Origin of the sequence: Pseudomonas sp. W17, from assembly GCF_040268305.1 — a bacterium.
Taxonomy (GTDB): Bacteria; Pseudomonadota; Gammaproteobacteria; order Pseudomonadales; family Pseudomonadaceae; genus Aquipseudomonas; species Aquipseudomonas protegens.
Genome location: NZ_CP158490.1, coordinates 3,884,734 through 3,898,344 on the forward strand (window position 1 = coordinate 3,884,734; position 13,611 = coordinate 3,898,344).

14 protein-coding genes are annotated in these 13,611 nt (G+C 67.2%); 7 read left to right on the top strand and 7 right to left on the bottom strand.

The genetic code is table 11. The features are described 5' to 3' along the window. Nucleotides 1–27: 27 nt before the first annotated feature. Both ABCR88_RS17805 and ABCR88_RS17810 read left to right on the top strand, forming a co-directional pair. The gene (locus ABCR88_RS17805; RefSeq protein ID WP_041117809.1) at nt 28–930 is read left to right on the top strand and encodes an alpha/beta hydrolase; all 903 of its coding nucleotides are present in this window, start codon (nt 28–30) and stop codon (nt 928–930) included. Between the two features lie 117 nt (nt 931–1,047). Then, nucleotides 1,048–1,659, top strand: coding sequence for a DNA-3-methyladenine glycosylase (locus ABCR88_RS17810; protein WP_015635362.1), 612 nt, complete (start codon nt 1,048–1,050; stop codon nt 1,657–1,659). Between the two features lie 109 nt (nt 1,660–1,768). Here ABCR88_RS17810 and dctM read toward each other — a convergent pair whose 3' ends face one another. Genes dctM through ABCR88_RS17825 form a run of 3 tightly spaced genes read right to left on the bottom strand, consistent with a single transcriptional unit; the run spans nt 1,769 to nt 4,740 of the window. Beyond that, the gene (gene dctM / locus ABCR88_RS17815) at nt 1,769–3,049 is read right to left on the bottom strand and encodes a C4-dicarboxylate TRAP transporter large permease protein DctM (RefSeq protein WP_011060956.1); all 1,281 of its coding nucleotides are present in this window, start codon (nt 3,047–3,049) and stop codon (nt 1,769–1,771) included. Continuing rightward, on the bottom strand, nt 3,049–3,681 hold the full coding sequence (locus ABCR88_RS17820) for a TRAP transporter small permease (RefSeq protein ID WP_011060955.1): 633 nt from the start codon (nt 3,679–3,681) through the stop codon (nt 3,049–3,051). Before ABCR88_RS17820 ends, dctM begins: the two co-directional genes overlap by 1 nt. A gap of 57 nt (nt 3,682–3,738) precedes the next feature. After that, nucleotides 3,739–4,740: a TRAP transporter substrate-binding protein gene (locus tag ABCR88_RS17825; protein ID WP_041117808.1), complete on the bottom strand. Its 1,002-nt coding sequence runs from the start codon at nt 4,738–4,740 to the stop codon at nt 3,739–3,741. A gap of 241 nt (nt 4,741–4,981) precedes the next feature. Between ABCR88_RS17825 and ABCR88_RS17830 the strand changes: the two genes are divergently transcribed. The 5 genes from ABCR88_RS17830 (at nt 4,982) to ABCR88_RS17850 (ending at nt 9,485) form a co-directional block, all read left to right on the top strand. Further along, entirely contained in the window at nt 4,982–6,013 is a 1,032-nt protein-coding gene (locus tag ABCR88_RS17830) for an AraC family transcriptional regulator (RefSeq protein WP_036996300.1), read from the top strand. Between the two features lie 106 nt (nt 6,014–6,119). Continuing rightward, complete coding sequence (locus ABCR88_RS17835) at nt 6,120–7,241, top strand: polyamine ABC transporter substrate-binding protein (protein WP_011060952.1); 1,122 nt, start codon at nt 6,120–6,122, stop codon at nt 7,239–7,241. Nucleotides 7,242–7,346: 105 nt separating this feature from the next. Next, entirely contained in the window at nt 7,347–8,810 is a 1,464-nt protein-coding gene (locus tag ABCR88_RS17840; protein WP_041117807.1) for an amidase family protein, read from the top strand. Between the two features lie 63 nt (nt 8,811–8,873). Next, a complete protein-coding gene (locus ABCR88_RS17845) occupies nt 8,874–9,203 on the top strand; it encodes a hypothetical protein (protein ID WP_011060950.1) in 330 nt (109 codons plus the stop codon). Between the two features lie 90 nt (nt 9,204–9,293). Further along, nucleotides 9,294–9,485 (top strand): 4-oxalocrotonate tautomerase family protein, encoded by a 192-nt coding sequence (locus ABCR88_RS17850; RefSeq protein WP_011060949.1) that lies wholly within the window; start codon nt 9,294–9,296, stop codon nt 9,483–9,485. A 28-nt stretch (nt 9,486–9,513) separates the two neighbouring features. On the opposite strand, the gene ABCR88_RS17855 is transcribed toward ABCR88_RS17850, so the two are convergent. From ABCR88_RS17855 to ABCR88_RS17870, 4 genes are all read right to left on the bottom strand, one after another. Next, a complete protein-coding gene (locus ABCR88_RS17855; protein WP_011060948.1) occupies nt 9,514–9,945 on the bottom strand; it encodes an HD domain-containing protein in 432 nt (143 codons plus the stop codon). Nucleotides 9,946–10,042: 97 nt separating this feature from the next. After that, nucleotides 10,043–10,855: a CoA ester lyase gene (locus ABCR88_RS17860; protein ID WP_011060947.1), complete on the bottom strand. Its 813-nt coding sequence runs from the start codon at nt 10,853–10,855 to the stop codon at nt 10,043–10,045. A 165-nt stretch (nt 10,856–11,020) separates the two neighbouring features. Further along, nucleotides 11,021–12,226: a CaiB/BaiF CoA-transferase family protein gene (locus ABCR88_RS17865; protein WP_015635354.1), complete on the bottom strand. Its 1,206-nt coding sequence runs from the start codon at nt 12,224–12,226 to the stop codon at nt 11,021–11,023. 32 nt (nt 12,227–12,258) lie between these two features. Continuing rightward, nucleotides 12,259–13,608: an MmgE/PrpD family protein gene (locus ABCR88_RS17870; protein WP_041117802.1), complete on the bottom strand. Its 1,350-nt coding sequence runs from the start codon at nt 13,606–13,608 to the stop codon at nt 12,259–12,261. Nucleotides 13,609–13,611: the final 3 nt, after the last annotated feature.

The window sequence follows — 13,611 nt, forward strand, 5'->3', positions numbered from 1 at the left end:
TCACCAAGAGCCTGCCGAGAACGCCTGATGAGAACTTTTTTCCTGCCCCTGGCCCTGGCCTGGGGCCTTGCGGGAGCGGCCCTGGCCGCCCCCGCCCCGGACCAGCCCATGGACCGCAGCCTGCTGCAACGCCAGGACCTGCCCTACCGCTTCACTAGCCTGCAACTGGATTCCGCCGATGGCCAGCGGCACTACCAACTGTGGATCGGCAAGCCGTTGCAGGCGCCGCCGCCACAGGGCTACCCGGTGCTGTGGATGCTCGATGGCAACGCCGCCATCGGCGCCCTCGACCCCGAGCAGCTCAAGCGCCTGGACCCGGGCCAGGCGCCGCTGCTGGTGGCAGTGGGTTACCAGACCCCGCTGCGTATCGAGCGCAACGCCCGCACCTATGACTACACCCCGCAGCAACCGGGCCAGGCGCAGCAGCAAGACCCGCTGACCGGGCAACCCAGCGGCGGCGCGCAAGCCTTCCTGCAACTGCTGCGCGAACGCATGCGCCCGGCCGTGGCGGCCCAGGCACCGATAGATACCGCGCAACAGACCCTGTGGGGCCACTCCTATGGCGGCCTGCTGGTGCTGCAGGCGCTGTTCAGCCAGCCCCAGGCGTTTCGCCACTACGCTGCCGCGAGCCCTTCGCTGTGGTGGGGCGACGGCCTGATCCTGCCCCAGGCCCAGGGCCTGGCCGAGCGCCTGCAGGGCCATCATGCGCAATTGCTGCTGATGCGTGGCGGCGCCGAGCCGGGCAACCCGCGCCAGCCAGCAGGGCCCGAGGCCGACCAGCGCGCCCGCCAGTTGCAGGCGCAACTGGCCCAGGTGCCGGGGTTGGCCCTGGACTACCAAAGTTTTGAAAAACTCAGCCATGGCCAAACCCTGGCAGCCTCGTTGCACTACGTGCTGGAGCGGCTCTACCTATCGGCGGCCAAGGACTGAAAACCCTGCGCCCGGGTGCAAGGCCCGGGCCGCGAGTTCCAGCGCAAGAGACAGGGTGCAAGCCTTGGGGCGGCGGGCTAATCTGCCGCTCGCCCCGCCACTTGTTCCGGATCACCAATGCCCACCTGCCCTGCCACTCGTTTTCTTGCCGCACTGGATGCCGACTGGGCCGCGCTGATCGCCGCCGTCGGCCCCTGCCTGCATCAGCCCCGCCCGGAGCGCGAGCCTTATCAGGCGCTGGTGCGCGCGGTGGCCTACCAGCAACTGCATGCCCGCGCGGGCGACGCGATACTCGGCCGCCTGCGCGCTTTGTTTCCCGGGCAGGACTTCCCTACGCCCGGGCAACTGGCCGATGCCAGCCTGGAGAGCCTGCGCGGCTGCGGCTTTTCCGCACGCAAGGTAGCGACCCTGCAGGGCATCGCCCAGGCCACCCTGGACGGCCGCGTCCCCGATGCCGCCAGCGCCCGCGGCCTGGATGACGAACAGTTGATAGAGCGCCTGATCCAGCTGCCCGGCATTGGCCGCTGGACCGTGGAGATGCTGCTGATCTACAGCCTTGAGCGCGAGGACATACTGCCCGTGGATGACTTTGGCGTGCGCGAAGGTTATCGCCGCCTGAAAGACCTGGAGAAACAGCCCAGCCCCCGGCAGCTGCGCCAGATCGGCCAGGCCTGGAGCCCCTGGCGCACCACTGCTGCCTGGTACCTGTGGCGCGTGCCGACGGCCTGAACACCGCGCACTTGACCCGGTGCGGACTGGCCGCTGCGCGGTTCGCGGCAGGCCGGCTCCTGCGGGGTTATGCGCGCCTGTAGGAGCTGGCTTGCCAGCGATGGGGGCGCTACATGCCCAGCCAGTTGGGCAAGGCCAGGGAGATCAGCGGCACGTAAGTCACCAGGATCAGGAACAGCAGCAGGATCATCAGCCACGGCATCGCCGCGCGGATGGTCTGGCCCAGGGTCAGGCCGGTCACCGCCGAGGTCACGAACAGGTTCAGGCCCACCGGCGGGTGCACCAGGCCGATCTCCATGTTGACCACCATGACGATGCCCAGGTGAATCGGGTCGATCCCCAGCTTCATGGCAATCGGGAAGAAGATCGGCGCCAGGATCAACACGATCGCCGAGGGCTCCATGAAGCTGCCCGCTACCAGCAGCACCACGTTGACCATCAGCAGGAAACCGATCGGCGTCAGGCCTTCGGAAATCACCCAGGCGGTGATTTCCTGGGGGATCTGTTCGGTGGTCAGCACATGGGCGAAGAGCATGGCGTTGGCGATGATGAACATCAGCATGATCGACAGCCGGCCCGACTCCAGCAGCACCTTGGGGCAGTCCCGCAGCTTCATGTCGCGGTACACGAACAGGGCGACGAAGGCCGAGTACACCGCCGCCACCGCCGCCGCCTCAGTGGGCGTGAACATGCCGCTGTAGATGCCGCCAAGGATGATCACCAGCAACAACAGGCCCCAGAACGCCCGGCGCGCAGCACTCAGCCACTGGCCAAAGGTGGCCCGTGGCTGGGCCGGCAGCTTTTTCACCCGGGCCACGATGTAGATCGCCACCATCAGCAGCAGGCCCAGCAGCAACCCGGGCACCACGCCGGCCATGAACAGCTTGCCCACCGAAGTCTCGGTGGCCGCCGAGTACACCACCATGACGATCGACGGCGGAATCAGGATGCCCAGGGTCCCGGCGTTACAGATGATCCCGGCGCCGAATTCCTTGGGATAGCCGGAGCGCACCATGCCCGCCACGGCAATCGAGCCCACCGCCGCCACGGTGGCCGGCGAGGAACCGGACAGCGCGGCGAACAGCATGCAGGCCAGCACCGCGGCAATGGCCAGGCCGCCACGGATGTGGCCGACGCAGGCGTTGGCGAAGTCGATCAGGCGCTGGGCCACGCCGCCGGTGGTCATGAAGGCCCCGGACAAGAGGAAGAACGGAATCGCCAGGAAGGTATAGGCGTCGGAGGTCTCGAACAGCTTGATCGCCAGGGAGCTCAGGGAGTCCTGGCTGAACATCAGGATCGACACCGCCCCCGACAGGCCCAGGGCAATGGCGATGGGCACGCCGAGGAACATGAACACGAACAGCAGCAGAAACAGACAGAGCACGGCCATCAGTGACGCTCCTCATGGCTGCCCGCCAGCTTGCTGGCCTCGCCCGCCTCGTCGGCCAGGCCCAGGCCGAACTGCCGTCGGGTGAAGATGCGGTAGAAGATTTCCAGGTAGCGGATCAGCACCAGGGCGAAGCCGATGGGCACGATCACCACGATATGGCTGACCTGGATGCCGAAGCGGTCCAGGTCTTCGGCGCCGATATGGGCGGCCATGATCGCGCTCAGCCACTTGAAGCTGGCGACCATGAACAGCCCGGCGTACACCAGGCAGCACAGGCAGGCGAGCAACGCCAGGTAGCGCTGCACCGGGCGCGGGGTCAGGCGCACCAGGGCGTCCACCCCCAGGTGCCCGGCGGTGCGCACACCATAGGAGATGCCGAAGAAGATCAGCCAGCCGAACATCGCCTTGGTCAGGGCCACGCTCCAGGTCATGTCCTGGGCCAGGCCCATGGTGGCGTCGCCCAGAGCGTTGAAGAAGGCGCTGCTGGCGGCCCATTTGTCGGCCAGGGCGAAGAACAGGGTGTAGATGTTGTTGAGCATCACGTAGACAAAGGTCACCAGGGTCATGGTCGCCAGCAGCAGGGCAATCAGGCCCTCCTCCAGGTGCTCCCAGATACGTCTCAGGGACTGCATAGAGATACCTCGCGAAACGGGCAGTGGCCGTCCGCCGCGGACGGCCGGGAGGGCGTATCAGTGGCGCTGGTTGGCGGCGTCGGCGGCCTTGATCAGGTCGGCGCCGATCTCGCCCTCGAACTTGCTCCACACCGGGCGCATGGTGTCGCGCCAGGCCTGGCGCTGCTCGGGGGTCAGTTCGATGATTTCGCTGGTCCTGGCCTCGACGATCTTCTGCCTGGCGCTCTGGTTCAGGGCCTCGGCCTGTTTGTTCACCTCCAGCGAGACCTCGGCCATGATGGCTTCCAGCTCGCCGCGCACGTCCGCCGGCAGGCCGTTCCAGAAGCTCGCGTTGGTGATCACCATATAGTCGATCAGGCCGTGGTTGGACTCGGTGAAGTACTTCTGCACCTCGTTGACCTTCTGGCTTTCATAGTTCGACCAGGTGTTCTCGGTGCCGTTGACGGTGCCGGTCTGCAGGCCCTGGTAGACCTCGGCGAAACTCATCTTGCGCGGGTTGGCGCGCATCGCCTTGAACTGCTCTTCGAGCACGCTGGAGGCCTGCACGCGGAACTTCAGGCCACGGGCGTCCTTGGGTTCGTGCAGGGGCTTGTTGGCCGACAACTGCTTCAGGCCGTTGTGCCAGTAGGCCAGGCCGAGAATGCCCTTGCCCTGCATCGAGGTCAGCAACTGCTTGCCCTCGGCGGCCTGGAAGCGGTCCACCGCCGCCAGGTCGTCGAACAGGAACGGCAGGTCGTAGATCTGGATCTTTTTCGTGTACTGCTCGAATTTGGCCAGCGACGGCGCCAGCATCTGCACATCCCCCAGCAGCAGCGCCTCCATTTCCTTGCCATCGCCGAACAGCGACGAGTTGGGGTAGACCTCGACCTTGACCCGCCCCGGCAGGCGCTCCTCGGCGAGCTTCTTGAACAGCAGCGCGCCCTGGCCCTTGGGGGTGTTCTCGGCCACCACGTGGGCGAACTTGATGATGATCGGGTTGCCGGTGGATTCGGCGGCCTGGGCCACCCCGGCAGCGAGCAATGCGGCGGCACAGAACAGCGCTCTTGAGAGCTTGAACATGGACTTCACCTTTTTATTGTTGTGATTGAGGGAAGAGTGCCTAAGGCATGGCGTATAGAGAATTTCGAATTTTTGATACCCGCGTTCACCCCCACCGAACGCCCCGCCCCATGTAGGAACCGGCTTGCCGGCCAAAGGCCCCCGAGCGCAGCGCCGCCCCGCCAGCGCCGGCAAGGGGCAATTGAACCGCGAGCGCGTAACCCCTAAAGTCACGCCTCCCGATATCACTCTGAGATCGTCGATGACCGCCCTTCGCTTGACCACCCTGCATACCACCCAAGCGGTGCTGGACGCCTTCCGTGACAGCGACGTACCCGCCCAGGTGCTGCTGGAGGGCAGCGGCATCCAGCTGGCGGACCTGGAGCTGCCCAACAGCCTGATCAATATCAGCCAGGAAATGCGCGTGTTCAGCAACGCCGTGCAGTTTCGCCAGGACCTGGGGCTGGTGCTGGGGCGCAACCTGCACATTTCCGCCTACGGCATGTTCGGCCTGACCCTGCTGACCAGCGCCACCCTGCGCGAAGGCTGGTCCCTGGCGCTGCGCTACCCCTTGCTGCTGGGCACCTTCTTCCGCCTCGACCTTGAGGTCCGCGACGGCCTGGCCTGGCTCACCGCCGACCAGTACAGCGAAAGCGAACTTGAGGTGTTCAACACCGATTTCTGCATGTCGTCCTACCGGGTCACCTGCCAGGACCTGCTGGGTTGCTCCCTGCCCCTGCGCCAGGTGCAACTGATGCACGGCCCCCAGCCCTATATGGACAGCTACGAGCAGGCCTTCAATTGCCCGGTGCAGTTCAATGCCGGGCGCAATGCCATCGGCTTCGACCTGGAGTGGCTGGACCGGCGCCTGCCCCTGGCGGACCTGGTGACCCAGAACGACATGCTGCAACGCTGCATCCGCCTCAACGAGGAGCTCAGCGCGCGGCCGACCTGGATCGACCAGGTGCGACGCATCCTCAATGAACAGCTGCACGCGGTGCCGGATTTCGACAGCCTGGCGCGCCAGGTGCACTGCTCCCCCAGCACCCTGCGCCGGCGCCTGAGGGCCCAGGACACCAGCTATCAGCAGTTGCTGGACGAGTTGCGCTACGCCCGCGCCCAGCAGTTGCTGGGCCAGCACAGCCTGCCCATCTACCGCATCGCCGAAGCCCTGGGCTTCAAGGAAACCGCAAGTTTCCGCCACGCCTTCCAACGCTGGAGCGGCGTCGCTCCCGGGCGCTTCCGCCAGCTGGCCGGCCAGCTCGGGCCGCTCTCGGACTGCGCCGAAGATTGACGCTAAATATCCCCTATTGACCGTTGCAAGCATTCTCTCTGCGACCTATCCGACGAAAAATGTCCGCCTCGGATGGTTCCGCTCATTTCGGACATGGAGTTGTCATATGAAATCGTTGCACACCGCCCTCTCTCGCCTCGCCACGGCCTGCACCCTCGGAGCCCTGGCCCTGGCCGCCTCTGTCACCGCCCAGGCCGCCCCCGAGCGCACGGTGAACATCTTCAACTGGTCGGAGTACATCGCTCCCAACACCATCAAGGATTTCCAGGCCCAGAGCGGGATCAAGGTCAAGTACGACATCTTCGAAAGCAACGAAGTGCTCGAAGCCAAGCTGCTGACCGGCAACAGCGGCTATGACGTGGTGGTGCCCTCCAGCGGTTTCGTCAGCAAGCAGATCAGCGCCGGCGCCTTCCAGCCCCTGGACCGCGGGCAGTTGCCGAACTGGAAGAACCTCGACCCGGCCGTGATGAAGCTGCTGGAGCAGAGCGACCCGGGCAACCGCTACGTGATCCCCTACATGTGGGGCACCAACCTGATCGGCTACAACCGCGACAAGGTCCAGGAATTGCTGGGCAGCGACGCGCCGGTCAACAGCTGGGACCTGGTGTTCAAGGAAGAGAACCTGAAGAAGCTCAGCCAGTGCGGCGTGACCTTCCTCGACTCGCCCACCGAAATGCTGCCCCTGGCCCTGCACTACCTGGGCCTGGACCCCAACAGCCAGAACCCCGAGGACTACCGCAAGGCCGAGGCCATGCTGCTCAAGCTGCGTCCCTACGTGCGCTACTTCCATAGCGCCAAGTGGATGGGCGATATCGCCAACGGCAACATCTGCGTGGCCGTGGGCTACTCCGGGGGCTTCCTGCAGGCGGCCAACCGCGCCAACGAAGCCAAGAACGGCGTGCACATCGAAATGCGCATTCCCAAGGAAGGCACCCTGGTGTGGATCGACACCGTGGCCATTCCCGCCGGCGCCAAGCACGTGGACACCGCCCACGCCTTCCTCAATTACCTGATGGAACCCAAGGTCATTGCCTCCATCAGCAACTACGTCGGCTACCCCAACGGCGTGACCGATTCCAAGCCGTTCATCCAGCAGTCGCTGCTGGACAACCCGGACCTGTTCCCCAGCGCCGAGACCATGACCCGCCTCTACCCCCTGGCCCCGCTGCCGGCCAAGGCCGAGCGCACCCGGACCCGGACCTGGGTCAAGGTCACCAGTGGCCGCTGAGTCATTCACTGCGAAGGCCCGCCAGGACGCCGCCAACGGCGTCCATGCCGCCTTTCCACGCCGTGGCGCAGCCCGCGCCCGGCGTGCTTGAACGAAGAGCCGAATATGCCGTTGCCCACTTCCAGCCAAGCGGCCCTGCCGCACCTGTCGATCGAGGCGCTGCTGCAGGGTTTCGCCACCTTGCAGTTCACCCCGGTGGACGTGCTGCAGGCCGTGCTGGCGCAGATCGAGCGCCACGAGCCACAGCTCAACGCCCTCTGCGAACGCCAGGACCCGGCTGCGCTGCGCGCTGCCCAGGCGTCCACCGCGCGCTGGGCCGCCGGGCAACCCATGGGCCGGCTGGATGGCATTCCGATCCTGGTCAAGGACAACAACGACGTACAGGGCTGGCAGACCCGCAGTGGTTCCCGGGCCCTGGCCAACCGCCCGGCCATGACCCGGGACTCCAGCCTGGTGGCACGCCTGCGTGAAGCCGGGGCGATCTTCATCGCCAAGACCACCCTGCCGGAACTGGGCAGCACGCCCCTGACCGACAGCCCGTTGACCGGCATCACCCGCAACCCGTGGAACCTGGCCCTGCATGCCGGTGGCAGCAGTGGCGGCAGTACTGCAGGGGTCGCAGCCGGTTATGCCCCGGCCGCGACAGGCAACGATGCCGCCGGTTCGATCCGTACCCCGTCGAGCTTTTGCGGCGTGGTCGGGTTCAAGCCCAGCCATGGCCTGGTGTCCGCCTGCCCGAGCATCGACCCTGGCGGCATGGCCGCCGAAGGCCCGATTGCCCGCCACGTGCGCGACATTGCCCTGTTGATGGAGCTCATGGCCGTGCACGAGCCCGGCGAGCCCTTTGCCTGGCCCCATGGGCCCAGGGATTTCCTCAGTTCCATCGAGGACGGCGTCGCCGGCCTGCGCATCGCCTTCAGCGCCGACCTGGGCTACGCCGCCCATGTCGACCCGCAGATCGCCGCAGCCTGCCTGAACGCTGCCAGGCTGTTACAGGAAGCAGGCGCCACCCTGGTCCTGGCCTCGCCGGACATCGGCAACCCGGCGCCGAACTACCTGCGGGCCTGGCCGGTGGAAGTGGCCTGCGCCGTGGCCCAGGAAATACCCGCCGAGGACCGCCATCTGGTGGGGGACTTTCTCCAGCAGGCCCAGGTCCGCGCGCGCCAGCTCAATGCCCTGGACTACGCCTGTGCGGTGCAAGAGCGCCATCAGGTGGCGCACAAGCTTCACGCTTTCCTGGGTGAGTACGACCTGCTGCTGACCCCTGCCGCGGTGGTCGAACCCTTCGCCGTGGAACGCCTGCTGCCGCCGGACTGGCCGGAACAGATCAGCGCCATGTGGCAGCCCACCACCTTCCCGTTCAATTTCAGCCGCCAGCCAGCGTTGAGCCTGCCTTGCGCCCTGAGCGAGGCGGGCCTGCCCATCGGCCTGCAGATCGTCGCCCGCTTCGGCCGCGACGCCCTGGTACTGAGGGCCGCACGGGCCCTGGAAAAACGGCTGCCCGAGGGGGTGTTCCGCCACCCCGCCGGGCTGCACGACGCCCCCCAGGCGTCACCCGCAAACCGCTAGACCCGCACAGAACACAATGCCGACGCCGGCCACGGCGAAGGCTCACGGACAAGGAGGTGGACCATGGATTCTTCAAGCAGTTGGTATCAAGACACCCAATTCGACCACGACATCTACGTGATGATCATTCGTGAACCGAGCTCTCCCAGCCTTGATCCCCATCAGTCCGGTTCCAGCTACAGCTACGTCGGCCGCCTCACCGGCCACGGCCAGCACCCGTGCTTTTCCGTGCACTTCGCCTGCCCGCCCTACGGCAACGACTACGCCAGCACTGAAGCCGCGCTGCAGGCCGGCCTGGCCCATGGCCGGGCGCTGATCGAGCACTGGCGCACCCGTGGGCGCAAGCCACCGGCACGCACCGCCGAAGTGGCGCTGTCCAGCTACAGCAACTGACGCACCAAGGCCCCTGGCTGGCAGGAGGGCAGCGGCTGTCGTAGGCTGCCCTGCCGCCCGTCCATGCACCATCACCTGGAGTGTCGATCCATGCCCTATATCAACCTGCAGATCACCAAGGGCGCCACGCGCCAGCAGAAGGCCCAACTGGTCAAGGAATTCACCGAATCCCTGGTGCGGGTGCTGGGCAAGAAGCCCGAGCATACCCACATCGTGATCCAGGAAATCGACGGCAGCGATTGGGGGTTTGCCGGCGAGCTCAGCGACGACGACCAGGCCTGAGCCGCTGCTGGGCGCAGGTATCACGAGCTCAGTCGCACGCCAGTGAGTTCAGGTAATCCGTGGCCTGGCGGTACTTCTCCAGGCGCCGCAGGTCTTCGGCACCCGGCTCGGGGATGCGCGACAGGTCGCTGTTTTCCGCCAGATCCGCCAGCTTCACTTGCCGCGCCAGGGGGTTCGCGCCTGCGCGGCGAATGAACGCCGGGTAGTCCTCGCCTGCAACCTTGGTCAGCGCCAGCAGCGCCGCCAGCACCTCTTCGCTGAAGCCCTCGCCCCGCAACTGCTCCGGGGTGATGGGGCAGTCTTCCAGGACATCGTGCAGCACCGCGACAATCCGCGCCTCGGGGTGTGTCAGGCGCAGCATCACGCGCAAGGGATGCAGGATATAGGGCGCGCCGCCCTTGTCGACTTGCCCGGCATGGGCCTGGGCGGCCAGCGCGATGGCCCGCTCCAGGCTGCTCATCGGACGCTACCGCAGGTGTATGGGGCTGAGCCGTGCATGGTGCCACCTCGATAAAAAGACCGCGCCATTCTACCTGCGCCGCGGCCCGGGCGCTGGCTCAGGCCATCGCCAGCAAGCGCTGGGCCCGCAGCAGCACCGGGGCATCGACCATCTGCCCATCCACCTGGTAGGCCCCGGCACCCTCGCGCCCGCCTTCCACCACCCGTTGGGCCCAGGCCAATTCCTCGGCGCTGGGCGCCAGGGCCTGGTGGATCACCGGCACCTGGGCCGGGTGGATGCACAGCGCACCGGCAAAGCCCATGGCGTAGGCGTGGCGGACCGAGGCGGCCAGGCCCTGGCTGTCGGCGATGCCGGGAAACACCCCGTCCAGCGGCGCCTGCAGCCCCGCCGCCCGGGAGTGCAGGATCAGCGCCAGCCGCGCCTGGTCCAGGGCGAACTGGGCCGCCGCCGAGCCGCTGCTGAGGTTGAGGTCCAGGGCCAGGTCCAGGCCGCCGAACGACAGGCGCTGGACCCCGGGAGCGCTGGCGATCTCGCCCAGGGCCAGCAAGCCCCGGGCACTTTCGATGATCGGCCAGACCAGGCGGCCGCTGGCGGCCACCCGCGCCACTTGGGCTGCACTCTCGACTTTCGGCAGGAGAATGCCCACCACCCCGGCATGGGCCTGGCAGAACGCCAGGTCGGCCAGGTGCTGGGGGTGCTCGGGTGCGTTGATTCGTACCCAGGCCCGGACCTGGGGCTGCGCCAGCAGGAAGCGCCCCAGGTGCTCTCGCGCCTGCACCTTGAGGGGTTCCTCGACGGCGTCCTCGAAATCGACGATCACCGCATCGGCGCCACAGGCCAGGGCTTTGGCGAAACGCTCGGGGCGGCTGCCGGGGACGAACAGCGCGGAGCGGACAATGGGGTTGGACATGTTCGGATCCTTGTTATTGGAAGACCAATGGCGGCCAGGCTTGCTGCCCGGCCCCTACGGCAAAAGCCTGGTGTTGCCCTGCCCTCCGTAGGAGCCGGCTTGCCGTCGAAGGCGATCTCAGGGGCCCCTTCGCTGGCAAGCCGGCTCCTACGGCGAGGTTGGGGTTCAGATGACTCCGCGGGCCTGCAGTTGCTCGATGCCTTGCGGGCTCAGGCCCAGCTCGGCGAGTATCGCTGCGCTGTGCTGGCCCAGCGCCGGGACTGCGTCCATGCGCGGCGCATAGGCGCTGTTGCGCGCCGGTGGCAACAGCGCCGGCAGGCGGCCAGCCGGGCTATCCACTTGGCGCCAGGCATCCCGGGCCGCCAGTTGCGGGTGCTGCCACACGCCCTGCATATCGTTGACCCGGGCGTTGGCGATCTGCGCCTGCTCCAGCCGTTCGATCACCTGGGCGACGCTGAGCCGGGCAAAGCGCTCGACGATGATCTGGCGCAGCGCCTCGCGGTTGGCCGAACGCTTGAAGTTGGCGCCAAAGCGCTCGTCCGTGGCCAGTTCGGGCAGCTCCAGCACCTTGTCGCAGAAGGCCGCCCATTCCCGTTCGTTCTGCAGGCCGAGCATCACCGTGCCGCCATCACCCGCGGGAAACGGCCCGTAGGGGTAGATGGTGGAATGGGCCGCGCCGGCCCGGGGTGGCGGTTCGGCGCCTTCGAAGGCGTAGTACAGGGGGTAGCCCATCCACTCCACCAGGCTTTCCAGCATGCTGATGTCGATGCGGCTGCCCAGGCCGGTGCGCCCACGCAGCAGCAAGGCCGAAAGAATGCCGCTGTAGGCGTACATGCCGGCGGCAATGTCGGCGATCGAGCAACCGGCCTTGGCCATCTGCTCCGGTTCGGGGCCGCCGGTCACCGATACAAAGCCGCCTTCGCTCTGGATCAGCAGGTCGTAGGCCTTTTTCCGCTCATAGGGGCCGCCTTCGCCGTAGCCGGAAATATCGCAGACGATCAGCCGTGGAAAGCGCTCATGCAGCGCCTCGAACGACAGCCCCATGCGCGCCGCCGCCCCCGGTGCCAGGTTCTGCACCAACACGTCGGCCCCGGCCAGCAGGCTGTCCAGCAGGCCCTCGGCTTCGGGCTGCTTGAGGTCCAGGCTCAGGCTTTCCTTGGAGCGATTGGTCCACACGAAGTGCGAGGCCAGGCCCTTGACCCGCTGGTCGTAGCCCCGGGCGAAATCGCCGCTGCCGGGGCGCTCGACCTTGATCACCCGGGCGCCCAGGTCCGCCAGCTGGCGGGTGCAGAACGGCGCGGCAATGGCGTGCTCCAGGCTGACCACGGTGATGCCGTCCAGGGGCCGTGGCTGTGCTGTGTTGTCAGTCATGTTCGGTCCTCGCCCTGTTCGATGTCGGGCATTCAGAGCAGTGAGTTGAGGTCGGCAGCGTCCCGCAGGGCCCAGACCCGGCGGATCAAGGCATTGCCCTGCTCCGGGGTGCGGGCGCCGGAGAACTGCAGCAGGCGCTGGAACTTGTCTTCCAGCTCGGCCCGGGACAGGCCATTGCCCGGGTCACCCTTGGGCTCATCGATGGCGCCGTGCAGGGTGCGGCCGTCCACGCACTGCACCTCGACCCGGCCCAGCCAGCGCGCTGGATAGGCCGCATCGACTTCAGGGTCCAGCTGCATGCCGACCTTGTCGCGAAACGCCGCGACCCGGGCGTCGTTCAGCCCATGGCGCTGGAACTCCGGCAACCCGGCCTTGCCGTGCACGGCGATCAGGCCGAGCACGGTGCCCATGGAGAACTTGGCCTGGTGCACGGTCTGCGGCACCTGGACCCGGCCCAGCACGTCGATGGCGCCCTGGTGCACCCGGGTCAGCACCCGGGCAATCTGCCCGTGTTCCAGGCCTTCGCGCTGCATCACCTCAAGCAGGGCATCGGCGGCGGGATGGGTGTGGCGGCACGAGGCGTGGAACTTGAACGAGGTTTCCAGCAGCGCCCAGCGGCTGCCCAGGCGGGCACTGAGCAGTGCCGGTTCGGCATCCCGGGACATGCCGGCGGCCATGCCCTGCTCACCTTCGAGGATATTGCGCGCACCGCTCAGGCCGTCCCGGGTCAGGTAGGCGGCCAGCAGGCCATCGGCGGCGGCCTTGGCGGTGTGCAGTTGCTTGGAGTCGGCGGCGTCGCGCAAGAACTCCCAGAGCCCGGCGGCCTGAGTCCCGGCGCTGCCCAGCAGGTTGATGAACTGCTCGCTGTCGAATTCCATCAGCTTGCCCACCGCCACCGCAGCGGCCAGGGTGCCGACGGTGGCCGTGGTGTGGAAGATCCGGTAGTGGGAACGGCCCATGAATTCGCCGATGCGGATCCCTGCCTCATAACCGGCCACCGCCGCCAGCAGCAGCTCGCGGCCGGACTTGCCCAGGTCCTGGGCCGCCGCCAGCGCCGCAGGGAACACCACGGTGGCCGGGTGCAGCACGGAGCTGTTGTGCAGGTCGTCCTGCTCCACCAGGTGCGACGAGGCAGCGTTGACCAGGGCGGCGAAATACGCCGAGCTGCCGGCCCCATTGACCAGGATGCGCGCCGGGCCACTGGCCGGGCCCATGTGCCGGGCATAGGCCTCGAACAAGGGGATCGGGTGCGCGCCCTGGGCCGCCAGGGCCGAGCCCAGCCAGTCGAGGAACAGTTCTTGGGTGCGCAGCAGGACGCTTTCCGGCAGGTCGGCGTAGCGCAGGCCGGCGAGGAACCCGGCCAGATCTTGGGTATGGCTCATGGG